At 34.0% G+C, this 22,960-nt stretch carries 22 protein-coding genes; 1 reads left to right on the top strand and 21 read right to left on the bottom strand.

Going from position 1 to position 22,960, the window contains the following annotated elements:
* Positions 1-132: 132 nt before the first annotated feature.
* The 4 genes from ACSBOP_RS01860 to ACSBOP_RS01845 form a co-directional block, all read right to left on the bottom strand.
* Positions 133-666 (bottom strand): ATP-binding protein, encoded by a 534-nt coding sequence (locus ACSBOP_RS01860; RefSeq protein WP_442602805.1) that lies wholly within the window; start codon positions 664-666, stop codon positions 133-135.
* Positions 667-684: 18 nt separating this feature from the next.
* Positions 685-1,056, bottom strand: coding sequence for an ASCH domain-containing protein (locus tag ACSBOP_RS01855; RefSeq protein ID WP_442602804.1), 372 nt, complete (start codon positions 1,054-1,056; stop codon positions 685-687).
* Positions 1,034-2,089: an N-acetyltransferase gene (locus ACSBOP_RS01850; protein ID WP_442602803.1), complete on the bottom strand. Its 1,056-nt coding sequence runs from the start codon at positions 2,087-2,089 to the stop codon at positions 1,034-1,036. Before ACSBOP_RS01850 ends, ACSBOP_RS01855 begins: the two co-directional genes overlap by 23 nt.
* A 199-nt stretch (positions 2,090-2,288) precedes the next feature.
* Positions 2,289-2,477: a DUF7695 domain-containing protein gene (locus ACSBOP_RS01845; RefSeq protein ID WP_442602802.1), complete on the bottom strand. Its 189-nt coding sequence runs from the start codon at positions 2,475-2,477 to the stop codon at positions 2,289-2,291.
* Positions 2,478-2,745: 268 nt separating this feature from the next.
* Here ACSBOP_RS01845 and ACSBOP_RS01840 point away from each other — a divergent pair, with 268 nt between their 5' ends.
* Positions 2,746-2,961 carry a Y-family DNA polymerase gene (locus ACSBOP_RS01840; RefSeq protein WP_442602801.1) on the top strand — a complete coding sequence of 72 codons (216 nt, stop codon included), beginning with the start codon at positions 2,746-2,748 and terminating at the stop codon, positions 2,959-2,961.
* 315 nt (positions 2,962-3,276) lie between these two features.
* On the opposite strand, the gene ACSBOP_RS01835 is transcribed toward ACSBOP_RS01840, so the two are convergent.
* From ACSBOP_RS01835 to ACSBOP_RS01755, 17 genes are all read right to left on the bottom strand, one after another.
* Entirely contained in the window at positions 3,277-3,360 is an 84-nt protein-coding gene (locus tag ACSBOP_RS01835; RefSeq protein WP_442604338.1) for a hypothetical protein, read from the bottom strand.
* A gap of 2,510 nt (positions 3,361-5,870) precedes the next feature.
* The gene (locus tag ACSBOP_RS01830) at positions 5,871-7,040 is read right to left on the bottom strand and encodes a GNAT family N-acetyltransferase (protein WP_442602800.1); all 1,170 of its coding nucleotides are present in this window, start codon (positions 7,038-7,040) and stop codon (positions 5,871-5,873) included.
* Positions 7,041-7,046: 6 nt separating this feature from the next.
* A complete protein-coding gene (locus tag ACSBOP_RS01825) occupies positions 7,047-7,796 on the bottom strand; it encodes a phytanoyl-CoA dioxygenase family protein (protein ID WP_442604337.1) in 750 nt (249 codons plus the stop codon).
* Between the two features lie 84 nt (positions 7,797-7,880).
* Entirely contained in the window at positions 7,881-9,500 is a 1,620-nt protein-coding gene (locus ACSBOP_RS01820) for a carbamoyltransferase family protein (RefSeq protein WP_442602799.1), read from the bottom strand.
* Positions 9,501-9,525: 25 nt separating this feature from the next.
* Positions 9,526-10,914, bottom strand: a complete 1,389-nt coding sequence (locus ACSBOP_RS01815; RefSeq protein ID WP_442602798.1) for an anthranilate synthase component I family protein — start codon at positions 10,912-10,914, stop codon at positions 9,526-9,528.
* Positions 10,892-11,491 (bottom strand): anthranilate synthase component II, encoded by a 600-nt coding sequence (locus tag ACSBOP_RS01810; RefSeq protein WP_442602797.1) that lies wholly within the window; start codon positions 11,489-11,491, stop codon positions 10,892-10,894. The genes ACSBOP_RS01815 and ACSBOP_RS01810 overlap by 23 nt, the downstream gene beginning before the upstream one ends.
* Positions 11,488-12,630 carry a hypothetical protein gene (locus ACSBOP_RS01805; RefSeq protein WP_442602796.1) on the bottom strand — a complete coding sequence of 381 codons (1,143 nt, stop codon included), beginning with the start codon at positions 12,628-12,630 and terminating at the stop codon, positions 11,488-11,490. Before ACSBOP_RS01805 ends, ACSBOP_RS01810 begins: the two co-directional genes overlap by 4 nt.
* Positions 12,631-12,760: 130 nt before the next feature.
* A complete protein-coding gene (locus ACSBOP_RS01800; protein WP_442602795.1) occupies positions 12,761-14,008 on the bottom strand; it encodes an ATP-grasp domain-containing protein in 1,248 nt (415 codons plus the stop codon).
* Position 14,009: 1 nt separating this feature from the next.
* Positions 14,010-14,846 carry a sugar phosphate isomerase/epimerase family protein gene (locus ACSBOP_RS01795; RefSeq protein WP_442602794.1) on the bottom strand — a complete coding sequence of 279 codons (837 nt, stop codon included), beginning with the start codon at positions 14,844-14,846 and terminating at the stop codon, positions 14,010-14,012.
* Positions 14,843-15,802: a hypothetical protein gene (locus ACSBOP_RS01790; RefSeq protein ID WP_442602793.1), complete on the bottom strand. Its 960-nt coding sequence runs from the start codon at positions 15,800-15,802 to the stop codon at positions 14,843-14,845. Before ACSBOP_RS01790 ends, ACSBOP_RS01795 begins: the two co-directional genes overlap by 4 nt.
* A 2-nt stretch (positions 15,803-15,804) precedes the next feature.
* Positions 15,805-16,944 carry a hypothetical protein gene (locus tag ACSBOP_RS01785; protein WP_442602792.1) on the bottom strand — a complete coding sequence of 380 codons (1,140 nt, stop codon included), beginning with the start codon at positions 16,942-16,944 and terminating at the stop codon, positions 15,805-15,807.
* Entirely contained in the window at positions 16,937-17,149 is a 213-nt protein-coding gene (locus tag ACSBOP_RS01780; RefSeq protein WP_442604336.1) for an acyl carrier protein, read from the bottom strand. The genes ACSBOP_RS01785 and ACSBOP_RS01780 overlap by 8 nt, the downstream gene beginning before the upstream one ends.
* Before the next feature lie 38 nt (positions 17,150-17,187).
* On the bottom strand, positions 17,188-18,657 hold the full coding sequence (locus ACSBOP_RS01775) for an ANL family adenylate-forming protein (RefSeq protein ID WP_442602791.1): 1,470 nt from the start codon (positions 18,655-18,657) through the stop codon (positions 17,188-17,190).
* A gap of 14 nt (positions 18,658-18,671) precedes the next feature.
* Positions 18,672-20,414, bottom strand: coding sequence for an ABC transporter ATP-binding protein (locus ACSBOP_RS01770; protein ID WP_442602790.1), 1,743 nt, complete (start codon positions 20,412-20,414; stop codon positions 18,672-18,674).
* Positions 20,401-21,774: a glycosyltransferase family 4 protein gene (locus ACSBOP_RS01765; RefSeq protein WP_442602789.1), complete on the bottom strand. Its 1,374-nt coding sequence runs from the start codon at positions 21,772-21,774 to the stop codon at positions 20,401-20,403. Before ACSBOP_RS01765 ends, ACSBOP_RS01770 begins: the two co-directional genes overlap by 14 nt.
* Positions 21,741-22,709: a DUF6005 family protein gene (locus tag ACSBOP_RS01760; protein ID WP_442602788.1), complete on the bottom strand. Its 969-nt coding sequence runs from the start codon at positions 22,707-22,709 to the stop codon at positions 21,741-21,743. The genes ACSBOP_RS01765 and ACSBOP_RS01760 overlap by 34 nt, the downstream gene beginning before the upstream one ends.
* Positions 22,702-22,950 carry an acyl carrier protein gene (locus tag ACSBOP_RS01755; RefSeq protein ID WP_442602787.1) on the bottom strand — a complete coding sequence of 83 codons (249 nt, stop codon included), beginning with the start codon at positions 22,948-22,950 and terminating at the stop codon, positions 22,702-22,704. Before ACSBOP_RS01755 ends, ACSBOP_RS01760 begins: the two co-directional genes overlap by 8 nt.
* Between the last annotated feature and the right edge of the window lie 10 nt (positions 22,951-22,960).

Genomic DNA, 22,960 nt, shown 5'->3' with positions numbered 1-22,960 from the left:
AGGAAATACTCAAACTTATGGCATGGATTCTCCCTTGCCGGCAATATAAAACCTCCAGTTAAATCTAATACCCGTCAGCCAACTCTCACTTTGTGATGTTTGAACTCAGTATCCTTTGCTATTTACTATTTGTTATATATTAAGCTTTTGAATAAATTCATCAACCTTCACGAATGATTCTTCAACAGGATATAACAGTAATGGAATTCCTAGAGATTTTGCAATTTCTGTTCCGTAATTAATTTCTTCTGACTGGAGTGCTTCTATTAAATCTTTTTCAAGAGCTGCGCTTCCGTCTCTCTCATTCAACCGGGAATGTATATTATCAACAGTATCTATTAATAGAATAATTCCTTTAGGAGAGAGATTCTTGAATGTATGAGCAGGCACTCTCACAACTTTACTATCTAAATTTATTAAGCAAAAATGTCCATCCAGTAACAGCACTTCACCATTGAGATTCAACTTTTCTATTGCCTCAATCAAGACATCCTGGTTCTCCGGAATGCCCTCAATTCGCTTATTATTCGAAAAATTTATTTCCTTACTCCGTGAAATCAGTTTACTTGCAGCATGATGTATAAAATGATAGCGATCGATTAAGTACTTGCAAAAATATGTCTTTCCTACACCATGGCCACCACTTACAAAAAGCACCTTCTCCATTAAGCCTTCACCTCACCGTTACGCAATATAACAGAATGATTGGGGAGCATGAAAAGATTCATACTTCTCCTTTGGATCTATCGGTTTATCATACAATTGTGGATTGGAGATCTTTATCGCGTAACCCTCAAGTCTATCCTCAAAGTATTGATTAAAAAACTCATCACTAATCCCAGACTCACTAGCAGTTGCCTTCCAAATTGCTTTAGGATGATCTACGATTATGGTTTCTATTTCGAACTCACCTACAATCTTCCCCTCTGGCATTGTAGAATAAACAACTACTGTATCAATCTTCTTTTTAAAAATAGACTTACGATATTCATACTGCTTTTCACCAGAGAATATTTTTTCGACAAACTCTGGTTTAATCGATAATAAGACTCTCATAAACATCACCTTTAATAATGATTTTTTCAAACTCTTGCTCACTCAAAGGGAAATACCCCCAGTAGGTGTCTTTATCCAAACCAACTTCCTCGACCAACCGCTGTTGATTCAGCCTTCTTCTTAGAGCTATATTATAGGTCATCTTAAATACATAAACTTGTCCTTTTGCATTCCAGTAGGATCCTAGCTCATCATCAGAAAATATAGAGTAGGCTCTGCAGTATTTAACGAACTCCTGAAAATTGGTGAATTCGTTTCGATTTTTCACTTCTTCTACAACACAAATTGAGGTGGCAACAGATGTATACCAAGCCTTCATATTAGATGTTTTCGTGCGATAAATTACCATCAAGTCACCAGGCTTTACAGCCCCTAAGCCTTTCATCGCTGAAATATAAATCTTATGAATGCTGTTTGTGTGTGAAACATCTTTAATAATATCAATACTTTCGTTGTTGAGAATCGAATCAGGGAATAATTTGGTATGGTATTCAGGTCTTATAGCCAAGAGATGCTTATTTTTCCCACGCGTTTGGACGAGTGGGTAATCCATTAAAATATCCCCTTTTACTTTATCCAATGCTTTTGTAAGCACTAATTCTTGACCAGCTCCGGAATTTTTGACTGCACTTTCTTCAAACCCATACTTCATAAACATATCTACCAGTTTCGTATGCTTAGCGAAAACAGTTACATAAATATTGGTGATACCCTGCACAATTGCACAATCTAAAATCTTTTTGATAAAGCGCTCTCCTAGACGAGTCCCATGCGGATTAACTTTCATCGTGCCTACCTTCAGCCATTTCCCCTCTTTGAGTGCCGGTTCAACATCAATGACCGCTCCCGTTTCCACTTTCATATAGAGGAAAGCCTCGAGTTGGCCGGTGTCATCGTACATAACCTCCGCATACTCATCCATTTTTTTAAAAAACCATTGTTCGAATCCAGGATAATCCTCCTTAAGTGTATCAAAAAAAGAATCTCCTAATTGAATCTGTTTAAACTTTCTTGTTTCTATTTTTGCATTCATAAAAATTACCTCCATGTCTATTAATTGGTAGTGAAATTATACCAAAATAGACATGTCGAATGTTGTCGAATTAGGTCAAATTTACCATTCCGCGACTTGCTAACAGCAAACTTTATCATCTTTCCTAACTCAACCATATTATACACGAACATATATTCTCAATAAAGCGATTCTCAACATGTTTTGCACTCACACGACATTAACCACTCAATTCCGATAACTCTACATAATCATTAAGAGAACCGTGTCTTTGTAAATAATCCTTCCCACCATCTATTCCTACTATTCCACAAGCGCAGTTCTTTGTATCATACAAACTAACAGATTCAATTATTTCGAGGCAGTGCTTACATTGAATAGCGTTTTTAACAATTTGCTTTCGGACCATACTCTCACGATTCCCTCCTTAGATAATATAAACCACTAACGCTCCAGTCATTAGGTGATACTTACCTCTCCATTGTGGCATAACAAATTCAATCAATTAGCCTAGCTGTCGTATGGTTAGCTGAATGCTTAAGAATCAATATTGGATAAATGATAATATTTTGCAATACAACACAGGAATACACGTTCTGCATCGATGAAACTCTAAACTAAGTGTATAAACCAGTTAAGCGATATGCAATCCAAGAAAAATCAATCATGCTCATTGATTGCAATGCTACTACGCCAGTGTTGAAAAAACAACATACCCTGAATTCGCTAATAAGCCTGTTGCAGTGGCTGCGTATCCCGAAAGAAGGTCCTGTATCATCTTAGCAGCTTGCCCAATTGCTGTAGCTTACGGAATTAGCACGGCCGAACATTTTTCTGATTCAGTCGCAAAGTGCCAACCCGTATGCAAACATACATCAATGTGTGGCCGCTGATAACAAAGCTATATGAGGATTTGACGCCACTTGTAGAACTTTTTTCGATTGATGAGCAGTTTCTAGAGGGTCAGTTGGCTATTCGCCAACCCTTTCAGCTATGAAATCATAAAAAACACCAGGTTTTCCCGAATGCTTCTCGACTTAGCTACATCCCCTTTTAAATTATTAATAATTTAAAAGGCCAATTTAATGATAACCTATTTCCTCATCTGATGAACTGTAACCCGAAAGACAGACACTTAATAAAGTGCTCATCTTTCGGGTTACAGTTCAAGAAAAACAATTACATTGTTTAGTTACGTCTTCATAAAATTACTCATCATCAAATAACCAATTTAGATCAATGTTATATCTCATTCTAAGAGCAATAATTCTATCTGCAGAAGGCTTTGTAATGTCCTTTTCTATCTCACTTATCCTACCTTGAGATATACCTAAACCTGATTCATCTCTCGTGCTTTTCTGATCTTTTTTATCTTCTGACCTATTGAGTCCGCCATAAATCTACCCCCTTTAAAAAAAGAGCAACCAGTAATCCTCATCTGGTTGCCCTCTTTGTCAGTTAAAGCAAAACTATTTTGTGAAATAATCCTTCAGAACATAACTTAATTGTAATGAATCAATACAGAGTTCATGTTAATCGTTAGTTAGTTCCCGACTTAATTATCCGTTAACACTAACATCTATCCATGATACCAACTATATTGGCAATGTACTAACTATAATGAAAACATACATACTATATTGTACAGGAACACACTTTAATGTCACTGAACAACATTGTGACATACTTTCAAAGTCGACTTACGCCACCCTCCCACACCAAATCGCCGCAAAGCCTTTCCTCACTTGGCTTTAACACCTCTCGTCTTCACTCCCCGTTTCAACACGAGCAAATAAAGTCTACAAATCGGAGTAAAATCGGGGGCAAATCGGAGAAAATCGGTGATCAAAAAGTAAATAAAGTCGAGTTAAGAGCAGGAGAAGGCCAGGGAAATGAATGGGATTAGGGGAAGAGCGTTGGAGTAAAAATTGGAGAAAAGCTTGATTTATCAAAGGATTGGCGAGTCATACGACCCGCTCCAAAGATAAAAAAAGCCGAGGACAACAGGAGTGGATACCTGAGTTTCGCTCGGCTTTCTGATACGACTTTATAAGCTTTAGGTGAACTTTATAAACCTTGGGAGAACTTTAAATCGATTCTACAAACATGTTCAGTGACATTATAGTTGGAACCAAAGAAAAACTCATTAAAGCACAATGACATTAAAATTTTTACCTTGTAATTACATTAAAGTTAGTTCCTATAGCTCACTTGTTTCTTACTATGCCTATATACTCAAACTTACGGAAAGAACAACAAATTGATTTCTCCGTAAGTACGAAATTCGTTTATTCAACTCATTCATTAAGAAGTCATACGCCTCTTGATTAATCCGAATATGGGAGCGCCTATAATGCATACTTTACGGTGTCCGATGACTGATACTATTCCGTCTCCTTAAAGACGGAAATATTGTCTTGTCCAGAGTATTATATAAATCAACTAAATGGACACCGTACTTAATCGGGGGCATTTATTACTTTATCACTTGTAAACTCCACATAGTGCGGAAAACGATGTTTCCAAGGAGAATCTTTAATTTCACTTTCGTTTACTACGTTTTCCTTCTTGAATCCATCTGGCATGGCACACCCAACAATCATAGCATCATAAAGAGATCACCTTGTTCTCCTCATGCCAATTTCGACATGGCGGTAAGAACCTAGCTAATCGTACAATTATCCCCGATTTATGTAGTAATGCGCTCCTCTTGTCTATATACCTTTGTCTCACTCTATGGGATCAGTCCCGAGAGCATTATACCTCTTCAGAGAAGTGTCACAACAAATGCGGAAAGGTAAATACAAAATTGTAAAAATCAAACATATTCTTCTTGAGGTACTGTAAGAAATTCTCCCGAATGTTGTGATTATCACTGTTAGCAATAGCCCACTAAAAAGTTTTGATGTAGTCTTTAGACTGGTAGTATAATAGAATTGTCATAGATAGTTGACTAAATAGTCCATCGAATTGATCATCGTGGATAACACTGGGCATTCTATTTAGCAATTCTGAAAAATCCGCCCTAGGGTCGTTTTCAATAGGATTACAATGTAGCTTTATCTGTTGTACAAAACCTTCAATCTCGCTATTCGCCATAAATTTTCCGGAATGATTTTGTATAAACAGAGATATTCGGCAGTTCGGATAACTAATTTGATCTTTCCCATGGATACAAACATTTCGCTTATCCCTTAAATTCAATACTGCTTCTTTGCGAATCATCTATAGTTGAGCAGGATAAACTTCAATTGTTAAGTAGACATCACAAAATGATTAAACACTCCAATGTTCAGGACCGACTTTACTTTCAATTCATGCTTGGTCGGCCATTTTCTTAGGCTGCATTTGATGTGTTAAGGAGTATTTGAAACCGGAATAAATACCTACTAATGGTGATATGAAATCATTTACCCATTATCGAGAGTACAATGGTTCACTTTCCTCGGTACCAATTCATTAGATGCAATAATTAGAAACTTTAAAATACGCTTCATCGTCGATTACAGCCCACCCCAAAGAAGAATATCAAATGGCTGCTTTGTTGAAATCGATGAAAAGTCAAAAATGGGAGTATTCCATCTTTTTTAAAAAAAGATTGCATTTCACTTATTGCTTGTATCAATAGATTGCTAATAGTATCTTGGCCATGCTTAAAATAAGCGATTCTTTGTGCCCCTCTAAATCCATTAGCGGGTTAACATCCCTGATAGAATTAAGGTCAATTTCGTATTGCCTTTATTCTCTATATTAGCAACTACAAAAGAAAGAATAGTAGTTCTTATCAAATCACACTGAACCTTTAAAATAAATCGGCAGTATATGGCCTAGTTGGGGGTATTACCTCATCAAATAGCTCCACGTATTTCTTTTTTCCATCTAGTAAACCATATTTAAATAGTTCACTAGCAGATTGAAACCCCATCAAGATAGTGGTCAACGTTCCAATACTGCATTTCATATCCTCCACTAGATAAGAAGGCATCCTATACATCTTCGCAGAACCATCTGCTTCAATATTAATTTCAAACAGATCATTATTCCATTTTGCATATTCATCAACAATTCGCATTAAAATTCTGCTTTTATTTCCAGTGGAAACGAATGAATATTGTTTGATAAAGTTTTCAACATTAATAATTCTTGCCATAAAATATGGTACTACTCTCTGATCTAAAATGGGATTTTCCAAGAGATTAGACATATGATCGTCTACAGGAACTTTCATTGTAATACTATCAACTGATGAATCATGATTTTGAATATATTGCATTAAGGCTTTTTGCGCTAAAACATCAAGGAAGACAAACTCTTCGATCTCCATATTACGATCCTTGATGTTGTAAAGTAAGTATCCACCAAGACTATCTTCATTATAGTAAACTGCTTGGTATGCACAATGGTTCTTATATAAATCCCACCACTCTGGTGTTCGTTTTAACATGCCATTAAAGTTCGATGCATACTTTTCATAAATTTGGTTTAATTCCGTCCAATCATGCTTCTTCAAAAGCACTGTTCCCTCATCTTTATTGTCGTTAAGTATGAAGGAATGCATTGAAATTGTATATTTTTTATACTCGCAATAGTTCTCCCAACCATACTTCCGATAAAAGCTATGAGAGAAAGGGTGCAATATAGATATACTAATCCCTTGCTCTTTCATTATTTTAAGTGACTCTATAATAAGTTTTTTAGAATATCCCTTTCTTCTCGAACTTGGATAAGTAGCAACTCCCATGACTCCGCCCGTATCAAATAGTCGTGACTGAATATACATTTGCAATGGGAGTATAACAACTTTGGCACACAGCTTGTTTTCGTTATATAACCCCCATGTATTCTCCTTCTTTTCACGTTTTTGGAGCTCAACGACTTTCTTTGCAGACATTGGTGCAAGATTAAAGGCGTACTCAGAAAGTGATACGGCTTCGAATACGTCATCATCACTAATTTTCTTTATCTCAATCACTACACATCACTTCCCAATCCCCTTTAATCTCAGTTCTCTCAATGAGTGAATATGCTTGGAAGTACTTTTAGGACTATCATCCCATTCAATTAAATTTTTCATTAACTTAGCAACTATCGGAGGCATAGCTGATAAATAATCCTCTTCACGCATCCACACATGAGATGTATGTCCACCATATATTTCATAACGCGGCTGTAAATTGAAATGAAGTACACGTCTCTTATCCCCTAAAGCATACCTCCCTCTATGCAAAATCCATAAATTCATAAAAACAATGTCCCCTACTTCACAAGAAACAATCTGTTGTGCTGGTAGATCTCCTCTCTTATCGTCTTTCAAGATTCCTGATTCTTCATCATTTAGTTGCTTGATATGTGATCCTGGTAGTACAATAAGAGAAGTTTCGGGTTCCAATGCAAGATTGAATAGTACATGAGTATTTGTATGCATGGGTTTCATATTTACTCCATCTCTATGCCATTCTAAATCATAACTCTTTTTTAGTGGCTCCCATAAAACATGTGCATTCCAAAACCTCAATTCATCACCAAGAATAGAATGAACAATAGATAGCAACCGAGTATTTGATAGATAATCACCAAATGATTGATCATATAATCCTGGATTAAATATATCATCAACACCCCAAGTATCCCATTCATCTTCACATTTTAACATATTTCTTGTTTTATACAGACTGGGATGCTTATTGTCTTTCTTTTGTAGTATATCCATAGCATTTTGTAATCGCAGAATTAAATCCTGTTCAATGACTCCAGATACCTTGACGAAACCTTCCTGTAAAATTTTTTTTTTGCTCTTCAGTTAACACTAAGCTCACCTTTTCTCTATAATATAGTCATGAAGAATCAGACAATCTAAGTCAATACTCAAGAAACAACGAATTGAATCTTCAGGAGATTCGACAATGGGTTCACCATTATCATTGAAAGACGTATTTAGCAAGACAGGTACACCAGTTATTTTTTCAAATTCAGTTAACAAGCTGTAAAGTGGGGGGGTTAGTTTTTTACTTACTGTTTGAACTCGTCCAGTCCCATCAACGTGAGTTACCGATGGGATCAACTCTTGTTTTTCTTTGCGTACATTAGGTACTAGTAGCATATAATAAGAGGGGTGCTCTAGCTCAAAATAGTCACCTTGTTTTTCTTCAAGAACAATAGGTGCAAAAGGACGAAACATTTCCCTATGTTTGATTCGAGAGTTAATGATATCCTTCATATCTTTATTTCTAGCATCTGCCAATATACTTCGATTACCAAGCGATCTCGGACCTATTTCTGATCTCCCCTGGTGCCACGCAATTATTTTTCCTTCACTTAACAACTTCGCTGTCTCTCGACTAGGGTCCGATAATTTTTCCCACTTTATTCGATCTTTATAACAATCAAGCACATATAAAATTTCGTTGTTCGAATATTCCCTACCCAAATACGGAGAGAACAATCGATTTGCCTTTAATCGCGGTTGCTTCAGTAAAACATGGTGACCATAAAGAGCACTTCCTATAGATGTTCCAGCATCACCAGCTGCTGGCTGTATAAAAATATTTTTAAATGGCGTTTCTGATAATATTTTCCGATTTGCAACACTATTAAGCGCAACACCTCCCGCTAAACAAAGATTTTCCGACTCTGTTTTATTATAGAGTTGATTACAAGCGACAATTACAATCTTTTCCAAATGGTATTGAACGGCGTACGCGAAATCTGCCATTTCTTGTAATTGCTCTTCTTTTCTATTTTTTAAAGATGCTAGGGTTTGAGTAATAAACCATCGAAGCACTTTTAACTGCTTTCGATTTTGAATAAAAGTTCCATTGTCGTCTATACTATAGAATCTATAAAAATCATTTACATACTTATCTGTTCCGAACGGTGCTAATCCCATAGTTTTCCCCTGTGTAAAACCTGAAAATCCAATACTTTGACTGACAATATCATAAAAAAAACCAATGGAATTCTCGGACTGAATATGTGGTTCCTTATTAAATACTTTTCCACAATCTTTTTTTATTTCATTAATCTCAGTCCCGGTTCCATAATAGTAAGTTGTCGTTTCAACAAAAATATCATCCTCATAACTTCCACAGCCATCTATGACAAGAATTGCAGCATCTTCAAAAGGAGATGGAAAGAAGGTACTAGCTGCATGAGCTAAATGATGATTGATTAGAATAACTTTATCTTCTAGATCTTGAAAATAGGCTTTGTCGAGGATTGAATTTCCAACAATCAAATCAACGTCAGATATTTGAATATTGCGTGCATCCAAACAATAATTGTATGCTTTATATGGATACTGACTCATATCTATCTGTAATGAATGCTTGACTCTATTAATCCGTTCATCTTCAATTGCAACTGTAAGATTTCCATCTTCTAGTAGACTTGCAGAAAAATCATGTACTGATCCGCCTAATCCAAGAATTCTCATGCATTTTTCCTCCATTTTTTTAGTACTAGGTAATAGCTCTAGACATTGCCCAAACTTTAAATAGCGTCTCCTCATATTCTTTTTCTGGTGAGGAGTCTGTTACAATTCCTCCACCACCGTTATAATACAAAACTCCTTTTTTATGTAAGATAGTCCGGATTGCAATATTCAAATCAATATTGCCGTTTAGTCCAATAAATCCGATCGAACCACAGTAAATCCCTCGTCGAAAATCTTCAAGCTCTTCAATTATTTCCATTGCCCGTATTTTGGGAGCACCAGTAATCGAACCTCCTGGGAAAACAGCATTTATAATATCCTCGATTAGAATTTCTTTTTCTAAAAGTCCATTTATAATTGATACTGTATGAATAACTGATTTGTATTTTTCAATCATTCGATGCTCTTTAACATGGATCGAACCTGGAACGCATATTTTTCCAAAATCATTTCTACATAAATCTACAATCATTTTAAGTTCAGCCTCGTCTTTTTTGCTACAAAGAAGATCATTTATAAAATGTTCATCTTCCTCAAATGATCTCCCTCTTTTTCTGCTACCTTTTATTGGCCGGGTCTCAATTTGTCGTTCTTGATCAATATAATCCACTTTTATAAATCTTTCAGGTGAGCTACACAAGATCTGATTTTCCGAATCGTCAATAAAAGCACTGAATGGACCACCGTTTGAATGAAACATTTTTATATATATGAGCCAGGAGGAATCTACCGCATGTTTTATGAATCGCTGTGATAAATTCACTTGAAACACATCACCATTATAGATATAGTTTTTCACCTTACACACCTGATTTAAGTAATCATCTTTTGAAATTGTTGATTCCAGTATGGGTTCATTCATAATTTGGCTTTTTAAGATAAAATCTTCACTTTCTAATTCATCGAGTCTCAAGAAATATTGTTCCATCAAACTCATAATATTTTCTATCCTCCTACTACATGCATCAGGAGTCGACAGAAATTGTTGATAGATTAAATAAGTTTTTCCCAGGATATGATCAATCGCCAACACAACATCATACAATCCAAACCAAAAATCAGGTATTTGTGTATCATTAATAGTATTTATTGGTATATTTTCTATTTTTAGACCATAATCATACGACAAATAACCAGCAAAACCACATTGAAAAGGAGGGAGCTCTGGAACCATATTCTGTCGATGTAAGGAAAGAATATTATCGATATCTGTTAAAGTATACTCACTTCCATCTCTAGGCATTGATGTAATTATTTTTATTGGGTTCATGCATATATATGAATACTGATTAATCTCCAAATATTGGTCATTTGTTTGTAAAAGAACTATTTGACTCTTATTTTCGACTAAATTCAAAAACAGATGTGGGGTTATAGCAACATCCCAAATCTTATAAACCATAGGTTTCAACATTCTCTGCACCATACCTTTTTGTCTTGGTAAGAAAATTTTTTATAATTTTTTTCCCCCCATATGAAAATATCGATTCTGGATGAAACTGAACACCTTCGATAGGCAAGCTTCTATGACGAATCCCCATGATTTCACCCTCAGCACTGTATGCAGATACTTGAAGAACTGAAGGTAGTCGATACTTGTCAATTACAAGAGAATGATACCTACAAACATCAATATGTTTAGGTAGATTCGAAAAGTACCCTTTTTGATCATTTGTTATTACTGTATTTATACCATGTAATGGTTTTATTGCTTTTATTATGTTTGCACCAAAAGCATAGCCAATAGCTTGATGTCCCAAACAGACTCCAAGTATTGGACAATTTAACTGACGAATAATTTCAACTGAGACTCCAGCCTCTGCAGGTGTACAAGGACCCGGTGAAATAACAATACCTGATGGATTCATCTTTTTTATTTCCTCAACAGTAGCCTCGTCATTTCTTAAAACAACTATTTTTTCTCCATGTTCCTTTATATACTGAACCAAATTATATACAAACGAATCATAGTTATCGATAAACAAAATCAATTCCTATCCCCATCCTTTTTCATACATTCAATAAATGAAGATAAATATAGGTCTTGCTCTTCCACAATGATCTCAGGGGGAATCGAGTGCAAGTGAAAAAATAAGCAACCCGCAGACGGTCCATATGAACCAGAATTAGGAAAAATAATATAATCACCAATTGATAAGTTTGATATACTAACATTAGAAACCAAGACATCAGTTGGTGTACAAAGCCTCCCCACAAATGTAACTTTATTTATATTATGACCATTTTCTGACATTGTAATTGTTCCGTCTTTCCGATAGATATAAATAGGTAGAGGTTTTTTAAAATTTGTACTTAAAATTGATTGAAAAGAACGATGATGTGTTCCTCCATCAACAATCACATATTTTCGCCCTTTAACAGTTTTAATATCCATTACTTGTGTAATATAGGACCCCATTGCCGATGTAATATAACGACCAATATCTATAAAAAGCTTATTGATTCCAAGACGTGTGAATACGCTACTATTAGATTTCACATACTGTCCAAATAATTCAATCTGAAAGTCACAATCTCCCTCGAATAAAGCGACTCCAAATCCACCACCTATACCAACTGTCGATATATCCATTCCATATGTATAAACCGCTAATTCACAAATTGATAATAATTTATTATATGACTCAATATAGTAATCTAAATTAAAATTCTGGGTACCACCGTAATTGTGAAATCCCAAGAGCTGTATTCCATCAATAACTCTTATTTTAGTTAGTATTGCGTCGAGTTCTTCCTCACATACCCCAAAGTAGTTTCTGTTTTGGAATAATCTGGAACCAGGGATGTTGATATCCAAACGTACTCTAATAATTATGCTAACAGGCTCATCTCGTTTTTTCGAAATTTCAACTATTCGATCGAGTTCTTTAACGGAATCAACAACAATTGCGTACACCTTTCGATCGAGTACCCATTCAATCTCTTCATTCTTTTTACCAATTCCACTGTAGATAATGCGTTCCCCAGATACACCCGAATTTATACACAATTTAAATTCATTAAGTGAGGATGTTTCAAAGGCACCTCCCCATTCTTTTATTTTACTGCAAATAACTGGATTAGGATTTGCTTTCACTGAATAGTAAATCTCAACATTTTCATGAAACACATCTCTTAATCTATAATAGTTATTTTTAAATTTTTCAATTTCATAAAGAAAAAAGGGTGTAGGATATATATCTATCGCACGTTTAATTTTATTAAAAAAATGTAATGTATTGATATTTTTATCACTCCAATCATAATGATCTTATGTAACGTTCTGCTTCTTTCATAATTATATATGCACTGCCGGGTTGATACCCGCTAAATGCTATATGAACGTTATGAATCCAATTATTATCTACATGTACTGTTGAGTAGTTTAGAATAATGAACTTGTTATCTCCCTCATAATTTATTTTTTTCTTGAAATCCTCTAAAAACTTATTAAATGATATTAGATATTTAAGTGTAAATTTATAAATTTTGTAAACAATACTTTGTTGGTTTCTATTAATTAGATGTTCTCGAAGATCATATAAATATGTTAAAATTGTCATTCGGGCATTTATCTCAATGACTGGAACTAGACTTTCTCTTTCATCGATATATGAATCTATTCCCAAAAAACCCTGGTAACCCATTGCTTCAACAACCTGCATTAACTCCAAAAGATAACCATTATATGTGTCCGCAAGCTTTTCAGGTACATTTGGAAGCAAATCTGAGCCTTTATAAATACCCAGTGGATTGCTAAGTTGCTGAGTAATAGATAAAATCCGACTAGCTTCTGGCTTTATTAACAATTGTGCATTTAAGCACATACTGGTTCTTTGCCATTCTTCAATAATCCATATACTCCGATCAAATGATCTATTCCTAATACGATCTATTATGGTATAAAAGTCCTTGTTGCTAAACACATGATAGAATGCATTACCTGAAGATCCATAAGGCTGCTTGATTACAAACCTTTTGGCAAACGTGTTCTGTTTTAATTTCTCATATTCAGCGACAAGAGACTCGACACTATTGCAGACACTTCCCTTAGGTACAGGGTAATTCATTCCACTAACAAGTTCCCGTACAAACGCTTTATTATTTAATTTCATAACTAATTCGACATTATTGGTGCCAAAATGTTTACATTGTGACTGATTTATTAAAGTATGTACATCATTGGTCATCGCATATGGTATGATTATTTTTTTTTCGAAGTTTCTTAAATCATCCCATTCACTCTTAACTAATAATTGTGGCAGTTCGATACCTTCCTCTCTATATAAATAAGAGAGGTGCTGTTCATCCGGTTTTTCTCTTAATAATACAATATCCTTAGAAGATGCTAGGAATAATTGCAAACTATCTAAATGGTGTATATTACTATTTTCATTCCGCAATTTCGGATAAAAATTGTTCCTGTAGCTTTGTTCCCAATTAATGTTGGAATAAAATATTTTGGGAAAGTCATTACCTAATAAGCTATTAATAATTTTTCGTTGCATATTAGACTCGAACAAGTGGTTTTAGAGCCGATATCCACTTCTTTTCTTCAATTAAATAGTTTATTGGGTCGTCCCCAAACCATTCAATCCCTATGTAAGAATTATTTTCGTTATTTAGCATTAGGCGAATCACTTCTTCATATTGAATAGCTCCATTTCTAAGAGAAGTCATACCCAAACGAGTTCCGTTAGGCGAGTAAATGTTTGCCGGTTCAAAAACGTTACTGTACTCAATTGCTAAAATATTCTTCAAGTGATAGTTTGCTATCCAGGGTTGCAACTGATAATATGCCTCTACTGGAAATACTCCTGTTTCCCACAGATGGAGATAATCAAGGTTGACTTTCAAATACTCGTTTTGAACCTCCTCACACATTCTTTTTGTGGATATTAATGTATCTGCATAGGTGTTAGGGTGCGTTTCGATTAGTACATATATTCCTTTTTTCGAAAATAATTCTACGATTTTCTTTAACTTCTCAATAGCATTAATCCACTCAATTTGTTTAATACCTTCACTTTGGCTATTTCCGAAAAAGATTCTAATCTTGTTAGTGCCAAAAAACTTTGAATAGTTAACGATTTCCTTGCACTTTGAAATCAGAATATCGATATTTTCATTAAAATCTAAGTACTCACTAATCATGGTAATATTAATATTACATTTGCCCATTTGCTTCAAAAGTTTTATTGTACTCTCCAACTTACTATAAAGGTTTTTTGCATGAACCCCCCATAACTCTATCCCATTAATTCCATTTAACTCTGCAAATCTAATAATATCTGAAAAGCACAATAACTCATGTCGGAATGATATAGTACAAAGACTGATATTCACAATTTTTCACTTCTCCATTCAACGAGTTGGTATAAAAGAAATTCTTCCTTCTTCGCAACAGCAGTTATTTTTCCCTTAAGATAGTTGATTAATTCCATGTTCTGGGGCGACCGATTGTATTTAATTAATTGGAAAATAACATTTTTCCATAATTCAACAATTTCATTAACAATAATTGTAAATTTATCAACAAGTATTATAGGTAACAAATCTTTTAAGTGACCCCAAATTATTCTTCTTAGATTCGCAATTGCATTAACTGTAGTAATATTCATCGTCACCCAATCTTTCCGTTCCTTTTCTGGCCAGTCAATAGAATGAACAAGATCTTCCAAAAATCTTTCAATCGCCATTCTCCCTCCATGAAGCTTACTCTCCATGTAATAATGAAAATTTCTATTCATTGAATAATCTAGTGATTGACTTTCATCTCTAGCCAATTTGGTTTTGGGAAAAACCAATGCATAATAATAATAATAATGTTCGCCGACACTTGCCTTTAATAAATCTGTAAAACTTACAGAATCAATAAAATCAATAATAGGGTCAACCATCATAACTTGTCGGTTTTTATCAAGACCATACAATAATGTAAAGTGTTTAAACCCAGAACTTTCATAGCCTAACATACTATCTGGGAAAAAAGAAAAACCCGATGCGTTACATAAATATAATGCCTTACCACCATCCGAAAGAAAATCTAATAGTTGCTCTTTTGTCGACTTAGTAAAAATTACTCTTATTCCATACAACTTTTCCAAATCAAATAATCTAACATTTCTAGCGCCCATTAATATCTTACCTGTATAATTCAAATTCCAATAATTAATTAAAAAGTCCTTTATTTCAAAGGACATCTTATTCAAAAGAGTTAATACACAAGAAGCAGCACATTCCATAGCTGCTAATTTTACTATCTCTTCTTTTATTATTTTCTGTAGTCCGTTGTTTTCCAAAATCAATAATCCTCTCTATTAATTTGACATATAAACGGCTCAGTTTTACCATTATAGGAATTTTTAATTAATTCACTTACCTGCTGCACTTTAACTTCAACCTTTTCTCCTAACCATGAATCAAACATTGGACCTAACCGTTTCTCTAATTCATTTGTTTGAATATTCCCTGTAACAGTAAGCAATAATAGAAATGAAGTATAAGAATTTTGAACCAATTGATATCTGAGATCTACACCGACAGATAGTTCATATAAAAAGCGATCCAAATAACGAAATATACTTGCATTAATAGTTCTATTTTTAAATAAAATCGAATTTTTACGACCAGCTAATAAGTGTAATATTTTTCTATTATTCTTTCTATCATAAGTAACGGCACCTAAATCTCCTGTTCGATACCTAATATAAGGTACACTTTTCATAAAAAATGAAGTAACCACTATCTCCCCCAATTCCCCTTCTCTTACTACTTTATGCGTGTCAGGATTTACGATTTCTACATAAACCGACTCTTGATCAATTACCAACATTCGATCTTTATCTGAATATGCAATACCATATATTTCTTCAATTCCGTAATAGTTGTATAGCGGTGCTTGAAAAGCTCTTTCTATTTGTTCGATGTGATTGGGTTGAATTGACTCTCCCCAGTTTTGAATACACACCAATGCAGGACAAGTAAAATTGTGATTTACTCGTTTTGATAACTCCAGAAGATCAGAAAATCTTCCTTGAATTCGATGAGGATTTATTCTATTTATTTGTTCAATATAGCAATTATATTGATCTGGGTAAATTGAAACCCTATTACTTAATACGATCGAACGATGTTTTACAGGAAGTCCCCATTTAGCATGTTTGCGAGAGATCATTAATGATAATTGAATTTGCTCCCTCTTTGTTCTGATACATTTAAAGGGAATACCTGTAGTACCTGATGTAAAGGACTCTATATACGGTTGTGTTTCATCATGATTCTTTGAACGAAACAAAGGATAACATGTCTTTAGAACCTCCTTATCCACTAATGGAAGTTCTTCAAAATTATGTGATTCGCCATTCAAATTACAATAATATTCATAATTACGCACTACTTCTTGAAACAATAAATTAACTCGATAACGCTCCTCTTCACTCAATACTAGTTCTCCTCAAGATATAATCAATAGTTAGTCCGAGAGTAGCATACAACTCTATACGGTAGTCTTCAGCCGGTATTACAAACCCGAATTGCTTCTCCATTCCCACTATGAGTTCAATAAAACTTATAGAGTCCAGATTATAATCTTCGATCAGTAGCATAGCTTCATTCTCCGATAAAGATCTACCTACTATGGTTGACATAAGAAAAAGTAGTTTAGCCTTCACGTTTGCTCTATTCATTATAATGACCTACTATATCTGATTTTTTTTCCACTTGTCGTCTTCTGTAACTTTTCAACAAAATGGATCTTACGTGGCTGCTCATGAGATCTTAATGAGACTGATAAATAACTCTTAAAAATTTTCATGTCAAAAAACTCGTTAATGATAATCTCTGCGTGAAGAATATGACCAAATATTTGATCGCTTACTCCATAAATAAGACACTCATATATTGAGGGGAACGATTCAATGATCATTTCTACATGTTCAGGACATATTGTATGCCCACCTACATTGATAGCTGAATCCTTTCTTCCTTCGATGTATATAAATCCCTCTCTATCCTTATAACCCAAGTCTCCGGTCATTAGACCTCTATCTTCTGTAGTTAAATCACTTTCTCCATAATAGCCAAGCATAACATTCGGACCTTTTACCACTATTTCTCCAATCACATCTTCCTTTACTGACTCTCCTGCAGGTGAATATATTTCTACTTGAACACCTTCTATTGGTTGTCCTACCGAACCGATTTTACTCATTATCTTATTAGGTGGCAAAAAAGAAACTCTTGGAGAAGCTTCTGTTAGTCCATATGAAGGATAAATATCAACATAAGATAAATTATGTGTTAATTTTTTTAACATTGAATGAGAAATCGCCGCACCTACAGTAACAATTTTTTTTAAATCCAATTGACCTTGTTTAAAGATTGCATCATCTGATGCTAGTGCATACAGTGCAGCCGGTACTGTACACAAAAAAGTAGGTCGATAGTTCTTAATAGATTCATTTAGGGTAAGTATCGATGGTTGGTTCTCGCAAAAATGAATAGTCGAACAACTTGCAAGTGCTGGTAAAACCTCTCCCACCATTACTGAAGCAGTCCCTAATGATCTTGTAACCAGCACTCTATCTTTTTCTTCCAATTTAATATACGCCTGAATTGCCGTAAAATTTGAAAGAATGTTCCTTACACTTAGCTGAATAATTTTAGGTTTTCCAATTGAACCAGAAGTCAAGAACATTACTTCAGTTTCAGGGTGGGGTAACAGTCTCCTTACCTTTTGTCTCTTTACGAAGCAATAAACTGTCTGCGTTGGCACCCCCCAAGAGTTAAAAAAATAATACTCGTTATTTGCAATTAAATAAGAAATAAAAGTAGAAGTGACTATTACCACCTCCGCTTCCAGAAATATTATATTTTCTATTTTTTCCCTTATGCTTGTATAATGAGGCATCATAACTGGGATAAAATTGCTTATTAAACTCACTAATAATGAAAATAAAAAATCGATATTATTGTCAAGAATCAACACACATACTGCTTTGTTTTTTTTGTTATTTATTCGCAATTTTCCAGCAATTTTTTCAGCTTGATAAAACAGCTCAAAAAAAGGTAATTTAATGTGTCTACTTCTATCTGAAAACTCAACAATGCATTTATATCGTGCGACAACATTTAACCATTTTCTAAGATCGCTCATGGGATACTCATAAATCATACCAAACTCATCTTATTTAAAACCATTTCACAGTAGATACCATTTAGCTTCATTAGACTGTCATGAGTACCTTCTTCAATGATTCTACCATCTTCTAATACATAAATATAATCTGCATTAATTATCGTATCAATTTTATGTGTAGATATCAGACGAGTTCTTTTACTATCATGACTAAGAAGTTGCTCCATGACTCTGGCTTCTGTAATAGAATCAAGTGCAGATGTTGGTTCGTCAAGAATGAGTATATCGGGATTTCTTAAAAACATTCTAGCTAATGCAATTCTTTGCTTCTGACCTCCTGACAATTGAAACCCTCGATAATTAACTACAGTGTCCAAACCTTTAGGTAAACTGTCGATAAATTCTTTTAAATCTGCTTTACATGCTGCTTCATAAATTTCATCTGATGTAGCTGTTAATTTACCAAGACTAATATTTTCGGAAAGTGTACCTTTGAATACAAATTGCTCTTGAAAAACAACTCCAAATTGAGAGTTAACTTTATCATTTCCTTCTGTCTCAAACTTTCCATAGATTTTTACCTTTCCAGAATTTGCTGAACCAAGACCAGCTAGAACCTTAAACAAGGATGTCTTTCCAGATCCACTTCTCCCGACAAAAGCAATTACACTCCCCTGCTGTGCTTTAACAGATATTTGATCAAGTATCTTATAGTGATCATCTGATTCTAAAGTAATACTTTCACTTTGAAGCACCAATTTTTTACCTGCACTGATTTTTGTATCTTGAATATATTCAATTGATTGCTGTTTATCTTTTGAAATAGATAAGAATTCCTTGATTCGTTTTAATGAAACTTCTGTCAATTGTATGTCACCGAAAAACCGATTAATCGATTGAATAGGATGCAGAATTCCTTCAAGATACGTAACAGTTGCAACCATCATTCCTATCGACATCGAATCTGATAACACCTGTTGGCTCCCAAACCAATATGTAAAAACAATTATCAAACTAATAGGAAGAGTGCTAACCTGACCAGACAATACACTATACATCGTAGATTTAACACTAGATTTTACAAGATTACGATACATCCCTTTGTTCCTTTTTATCTCCCATTCTTCCAATTGAAGTGCCTTAATCTCTCTTGAACCTTCCACACATTCAACAAGAAAAGTTCCTATCTCCTCATTATGTGATCTTACATCACTATAATGAACCCCCAGAGGATGTTTAAACATTTTTGGTAAAATTAAAAGAAATGGGATCATTATTACTGCAATTAAACCAAGACGCCAATCCAAATAAAAAATAATACCTAATGCTATAAATATAGAGAAAACATGGTTGGAAATCTCAACCATAATATTATTTAAGAAATTAGCCATTGCCGCAGTATCATTCCCAAGTAGTGGAACAAACTTTCCAGAACCATTTTTCTCAATCTCACTTAAAGGAATTTTCCTTAAATGGCGTATTAAATGTTCCCTGATTTCCAACGTTTGTGAAATTCCAAGGTAGCGAAAAAGACTAACCTGTATAACAAGAAATACCATCGTTATAATCGCTATTAAAAGTGCGAATAAGAGAATAGGAATAATTAACTCTTTCTTTTTTTCAACCAGCACATTATCGATCAGGTATCCAAAAATAAGAGGCTGTATCATGATTAGAGCGAGTCTTAAAAAAGATAACCCATATGCGATTGCCGTAAGAAAGCCACGTTTTACTAAATAACCTTTTATCTGTTTGTATAAATTAATTATTTGCATAGAATGATTCCTCCGCAAAGTGATCAATGATTGGTTTCACTTTTGGTAACCAAAGAGATAATGGAGTTTTTTTATTTTCTATTTCAAGAATTGAAATGGGAGTTTTTTTATTTAATCCGATTTTTTTCAAATTATTAACTTGATAGAACTCGGGTAGTAATTCAATTGGAGTCATTGCTATTCTTTCAATTTCATAACCCTCTCTACTCATATTTTCCCGTGCAATTATTTCACTTAAAATTTCCGGAATAATATGTATAGACTTATACTTGTCATAGTTTTTTAAACTAGTAGTAGACATTGATATCCACAACCCATTGTTTTCCAATATCATACTTCCTTTTTTCAAAGCATCTTCCATATCAATCTGAGGGATGTCACCTACCCAATCGCACTTAACAAGGAAGCCATCTTCACCATCTTTAACTAGCTCTTTGAAACCATTCCACCGTGAACAAATAACGGGTGTACCCATTGATTTCGCCTCCAACAAATTGAAGCCAAAGGTTTCACCTGGATCGATAGAGAAATTAACCAATAAGTAAGCTTCACGAAATGCTTTTTGTTTCGCTTGCCCAACCAACGCTCCTGTAAATATCACCTTACTTCCCAGATTATATTTTTCTAGTAGGCTATTAATTTTTTGTTGGTATTGCAACTTTTGATCTTCTGAAACACCTGTATATTCACCTACAATTACCAATTCAATTGATGGATATTTTTTATATAACTCATTAAACCAATTAATAAGAAATCCTATATTTTTAACATCCTCGATTCTTCCTATAGATAAAATTCTTTTATTCTTTCTACGGAGTAATTCCTCATGATTCTTACTTTCACTATCCACATCCAAACAAAGTGGAATAGTATACACATCTTCAAAGCATGGTGATAATCGGAGTAGAGCTTGCTTACTGGACTCTGTATTACTTATGATCAAATCTTGTTGTCTAATCCATGGCGCAACAGACAATAGGAGCCTCATCCAATACTCTGAGGCTACCGAATGAACGATAAATAAAAAACGAATATCAATTCCCATCTTATTTCGCGCCATTAATAAATATGGAAATAAAACAGGCATATTAATGTATAAAACATTAATTTTATGTATTCTGCACAATTTATCTAAATTATCACTTAACTTAATTAATGATATTGGAAAATCCTTTAACCATTTTTCAAATGAGCCTCCGAATAATTTCAACATTTGAATCGGAGTTATCGGTTCTAGCTCCGCATATTTTCTCAAACAATCATTCCATTGTTCATCAATAACTCTTTCATTCACTTTATTTGACATTCCAGTAATATAACCAATTTTTATTTTTGAGTAGTCATTGTTCGATTTTCCCATAAGTCGTATAATCCCCATAGTATTTCTTTAATTTCAATTTCGATTTTACATAATCCAACAATTTTCTCTTCTAGATTATCTATTTCTTCCCAATCATTCTTTGTAGCTTTTCGCATCACAATAAGCCCAAAACTTACCCAAGCTGACGATAATCTATTAAGTTCAGCCTTAAATCCTTCAACCCCATTAATATTTCCAACTTTTTCGGCAACTAAAGTGTATGCGTACAATAAAGATCGCTTACGGTTGATAACTACACCTAATTGCTCAATAGATGCTATAAGTAATCTTATATTTTCAATGCAATGGCTATTTAATCGAATATCCTTAATAAGAGATAACATTGAATTTCCAATTGAACTGGAATTTAAAATAATACTTTGTTTAAATAATTGAATTATCTTTTCACTAGTTGGATTTTTAAACTCCCACAAATTTTCTACAAGAAAACCACTTCCCATTTGTTTCCGATAAAATGCCTTTCTTAATATTTCATCAGTTACTGTACCCCGATATCCAAAATACGGGTCGTTAATATGCCACTGACCTGCTTGAAAGTCATTAATCCAAATATAGTGTGGACAATGATTTTTATTGAAATTTTTTTTCTCGTATGGCAAATAAAAAAGATCCACCATTATTATTATTGAATAATTATCTCTCTTACAATTTTCCGCAAGACCAAGTAATATCGGGTAATTATCCTCCAAAGTAATATAGCGAAACCACTCAATAATTCTCTTACCATATAAAAACTCAAATTGATTAATTAACCACTCATATGAACTTTTGATGGAATAGTAACTAACCTTCCCATCCTCTATATTAATTGATTCTTCCCATACGCCAAAATAGAGTGGTCTTTGATCTAATCTATCTTTGAACACATCTGTCAAGCAATCAATTAGGCAATGTATTTGAGAGAATTCATGCATGTACAAGTTTTTCCTTTACAATATTAGCTAAACTGTTGACTGTCAAAAAAGTTTCCTCAGTAATTTCTTCATCCTCGAAAAAAATTCCATATTCACCCTCAAGTTGAACCATTAATTGAAAATTCGCAACTGAATCCATACCAATATTGGTTAAATAAACTTCATTGAGATTAATTCCGCTACAATCATTTTCTAAAATACTTTCAATACAGAATTTTATGAATTCTTCAACTGTATCCATAATTCCCCCG

Origin of the sequence: Paenibacillus sp. KN14-4R (genome assembly GCF_052180255.1) — a bacterium.
Classification (GTDB): Bacteria; Bacillota; Bacilli; order Paenibacillales; family NBRC-103111; genus Paenibacillus_AM.
This window is presented reverse-complemented; position numbering and strand designations above follow the sequence as displayed.

Coding starts and splice junctions, on each gene's coding strand:
- ACSBOP_RS01860 (WP_442602805.1), bottom strand. CDS start 666: ATGGAGAAGGTGCTTTTTGTAAGTGGTGGCCATGGTGTAGGAAAGACA.
- ACSBOP_RS01855 (WP_442602804.1), bottom strand. CDS start 1,056: ATGAGAGTCTTATTATCGATTAAACCAGAGTTTGTCGAAAAAATATTC.
- ACSBOP_RS01850 (WP_442602803.1), bottom strand. CDS start 2,089: ATGAATGCAAAAATAGAAACAAGAAAGTTTAAACAGATTCAATTAGGA.
- ACSBOP_RS01845 (WP_442602802.1), bottom strand. CDS start 2,477: ATGGTCCGAAAGCAAATTGTTAAAAACGCTATTCAATGTAAGCACTGC.
- ACSBOP_RS01820 (WP_442602799.1), bottom strand. CDS start 9,500: ATGAGAATTCTTGGATTAGGCGGATCAGTACATGATTTTTCTGCAAGT.
- ACSBOP_RS01815 (WP_442602798.1), bottom strand. CDS start 10,914: ATGTTGAAACCTATGGTTTATAAGATTTGGGATGTTGCTATAACCCCA.
- ACSBOP_RS01800 (WP_442602795.1), bottom strand. CDS start 14,008: ATGCAACGAAAAATTATTAATAGCTTATTAGGTAATGACTTTCCCAAA.
- ACSBOP_RS01780 (WP_442604336.1), bottom strand. CDS start 17,149: ATGTCAACCATAGTAGGTAGATCTTTATCGGAGAATGAAGCTATGCTA.
- ACSBOP_RS01775 (WP_442602791.1), bottom strand. CDS start 18,657: ATGAGCGATCTTAGAAAATGGTTAAATGTTGTCGCACGATATAAATGC.
- ACSBOP_RS01770 (WP_442602790.1), bottom strand. CDS start 20,414: ATGCAAATAATTAATTTATACAAACAGATAAAAGGTTATTTAGTAAAA.
- ACSBOP_RS01765 (WP_442602789.1), bottom strand. CDS start 21,774: ATGGGAAAATCGAACAATGACTACTCAAAAATAAAAATTGGTTATATT.
- ACSBOP_RS01760 (WP_442602788.1), bottom strand. CDS start 22,709: ATGCATGAATTCTCTCAAATACATTGCCTAATTGATTGCTTGACAGAT.
- ACSBOP_RS01755 (WP_442602787.1), bottom strand. CDS start 22,950: ATGGATACAGTTGAAGAATTCATAAAATTCTGTATTGAAAGTATTTTA.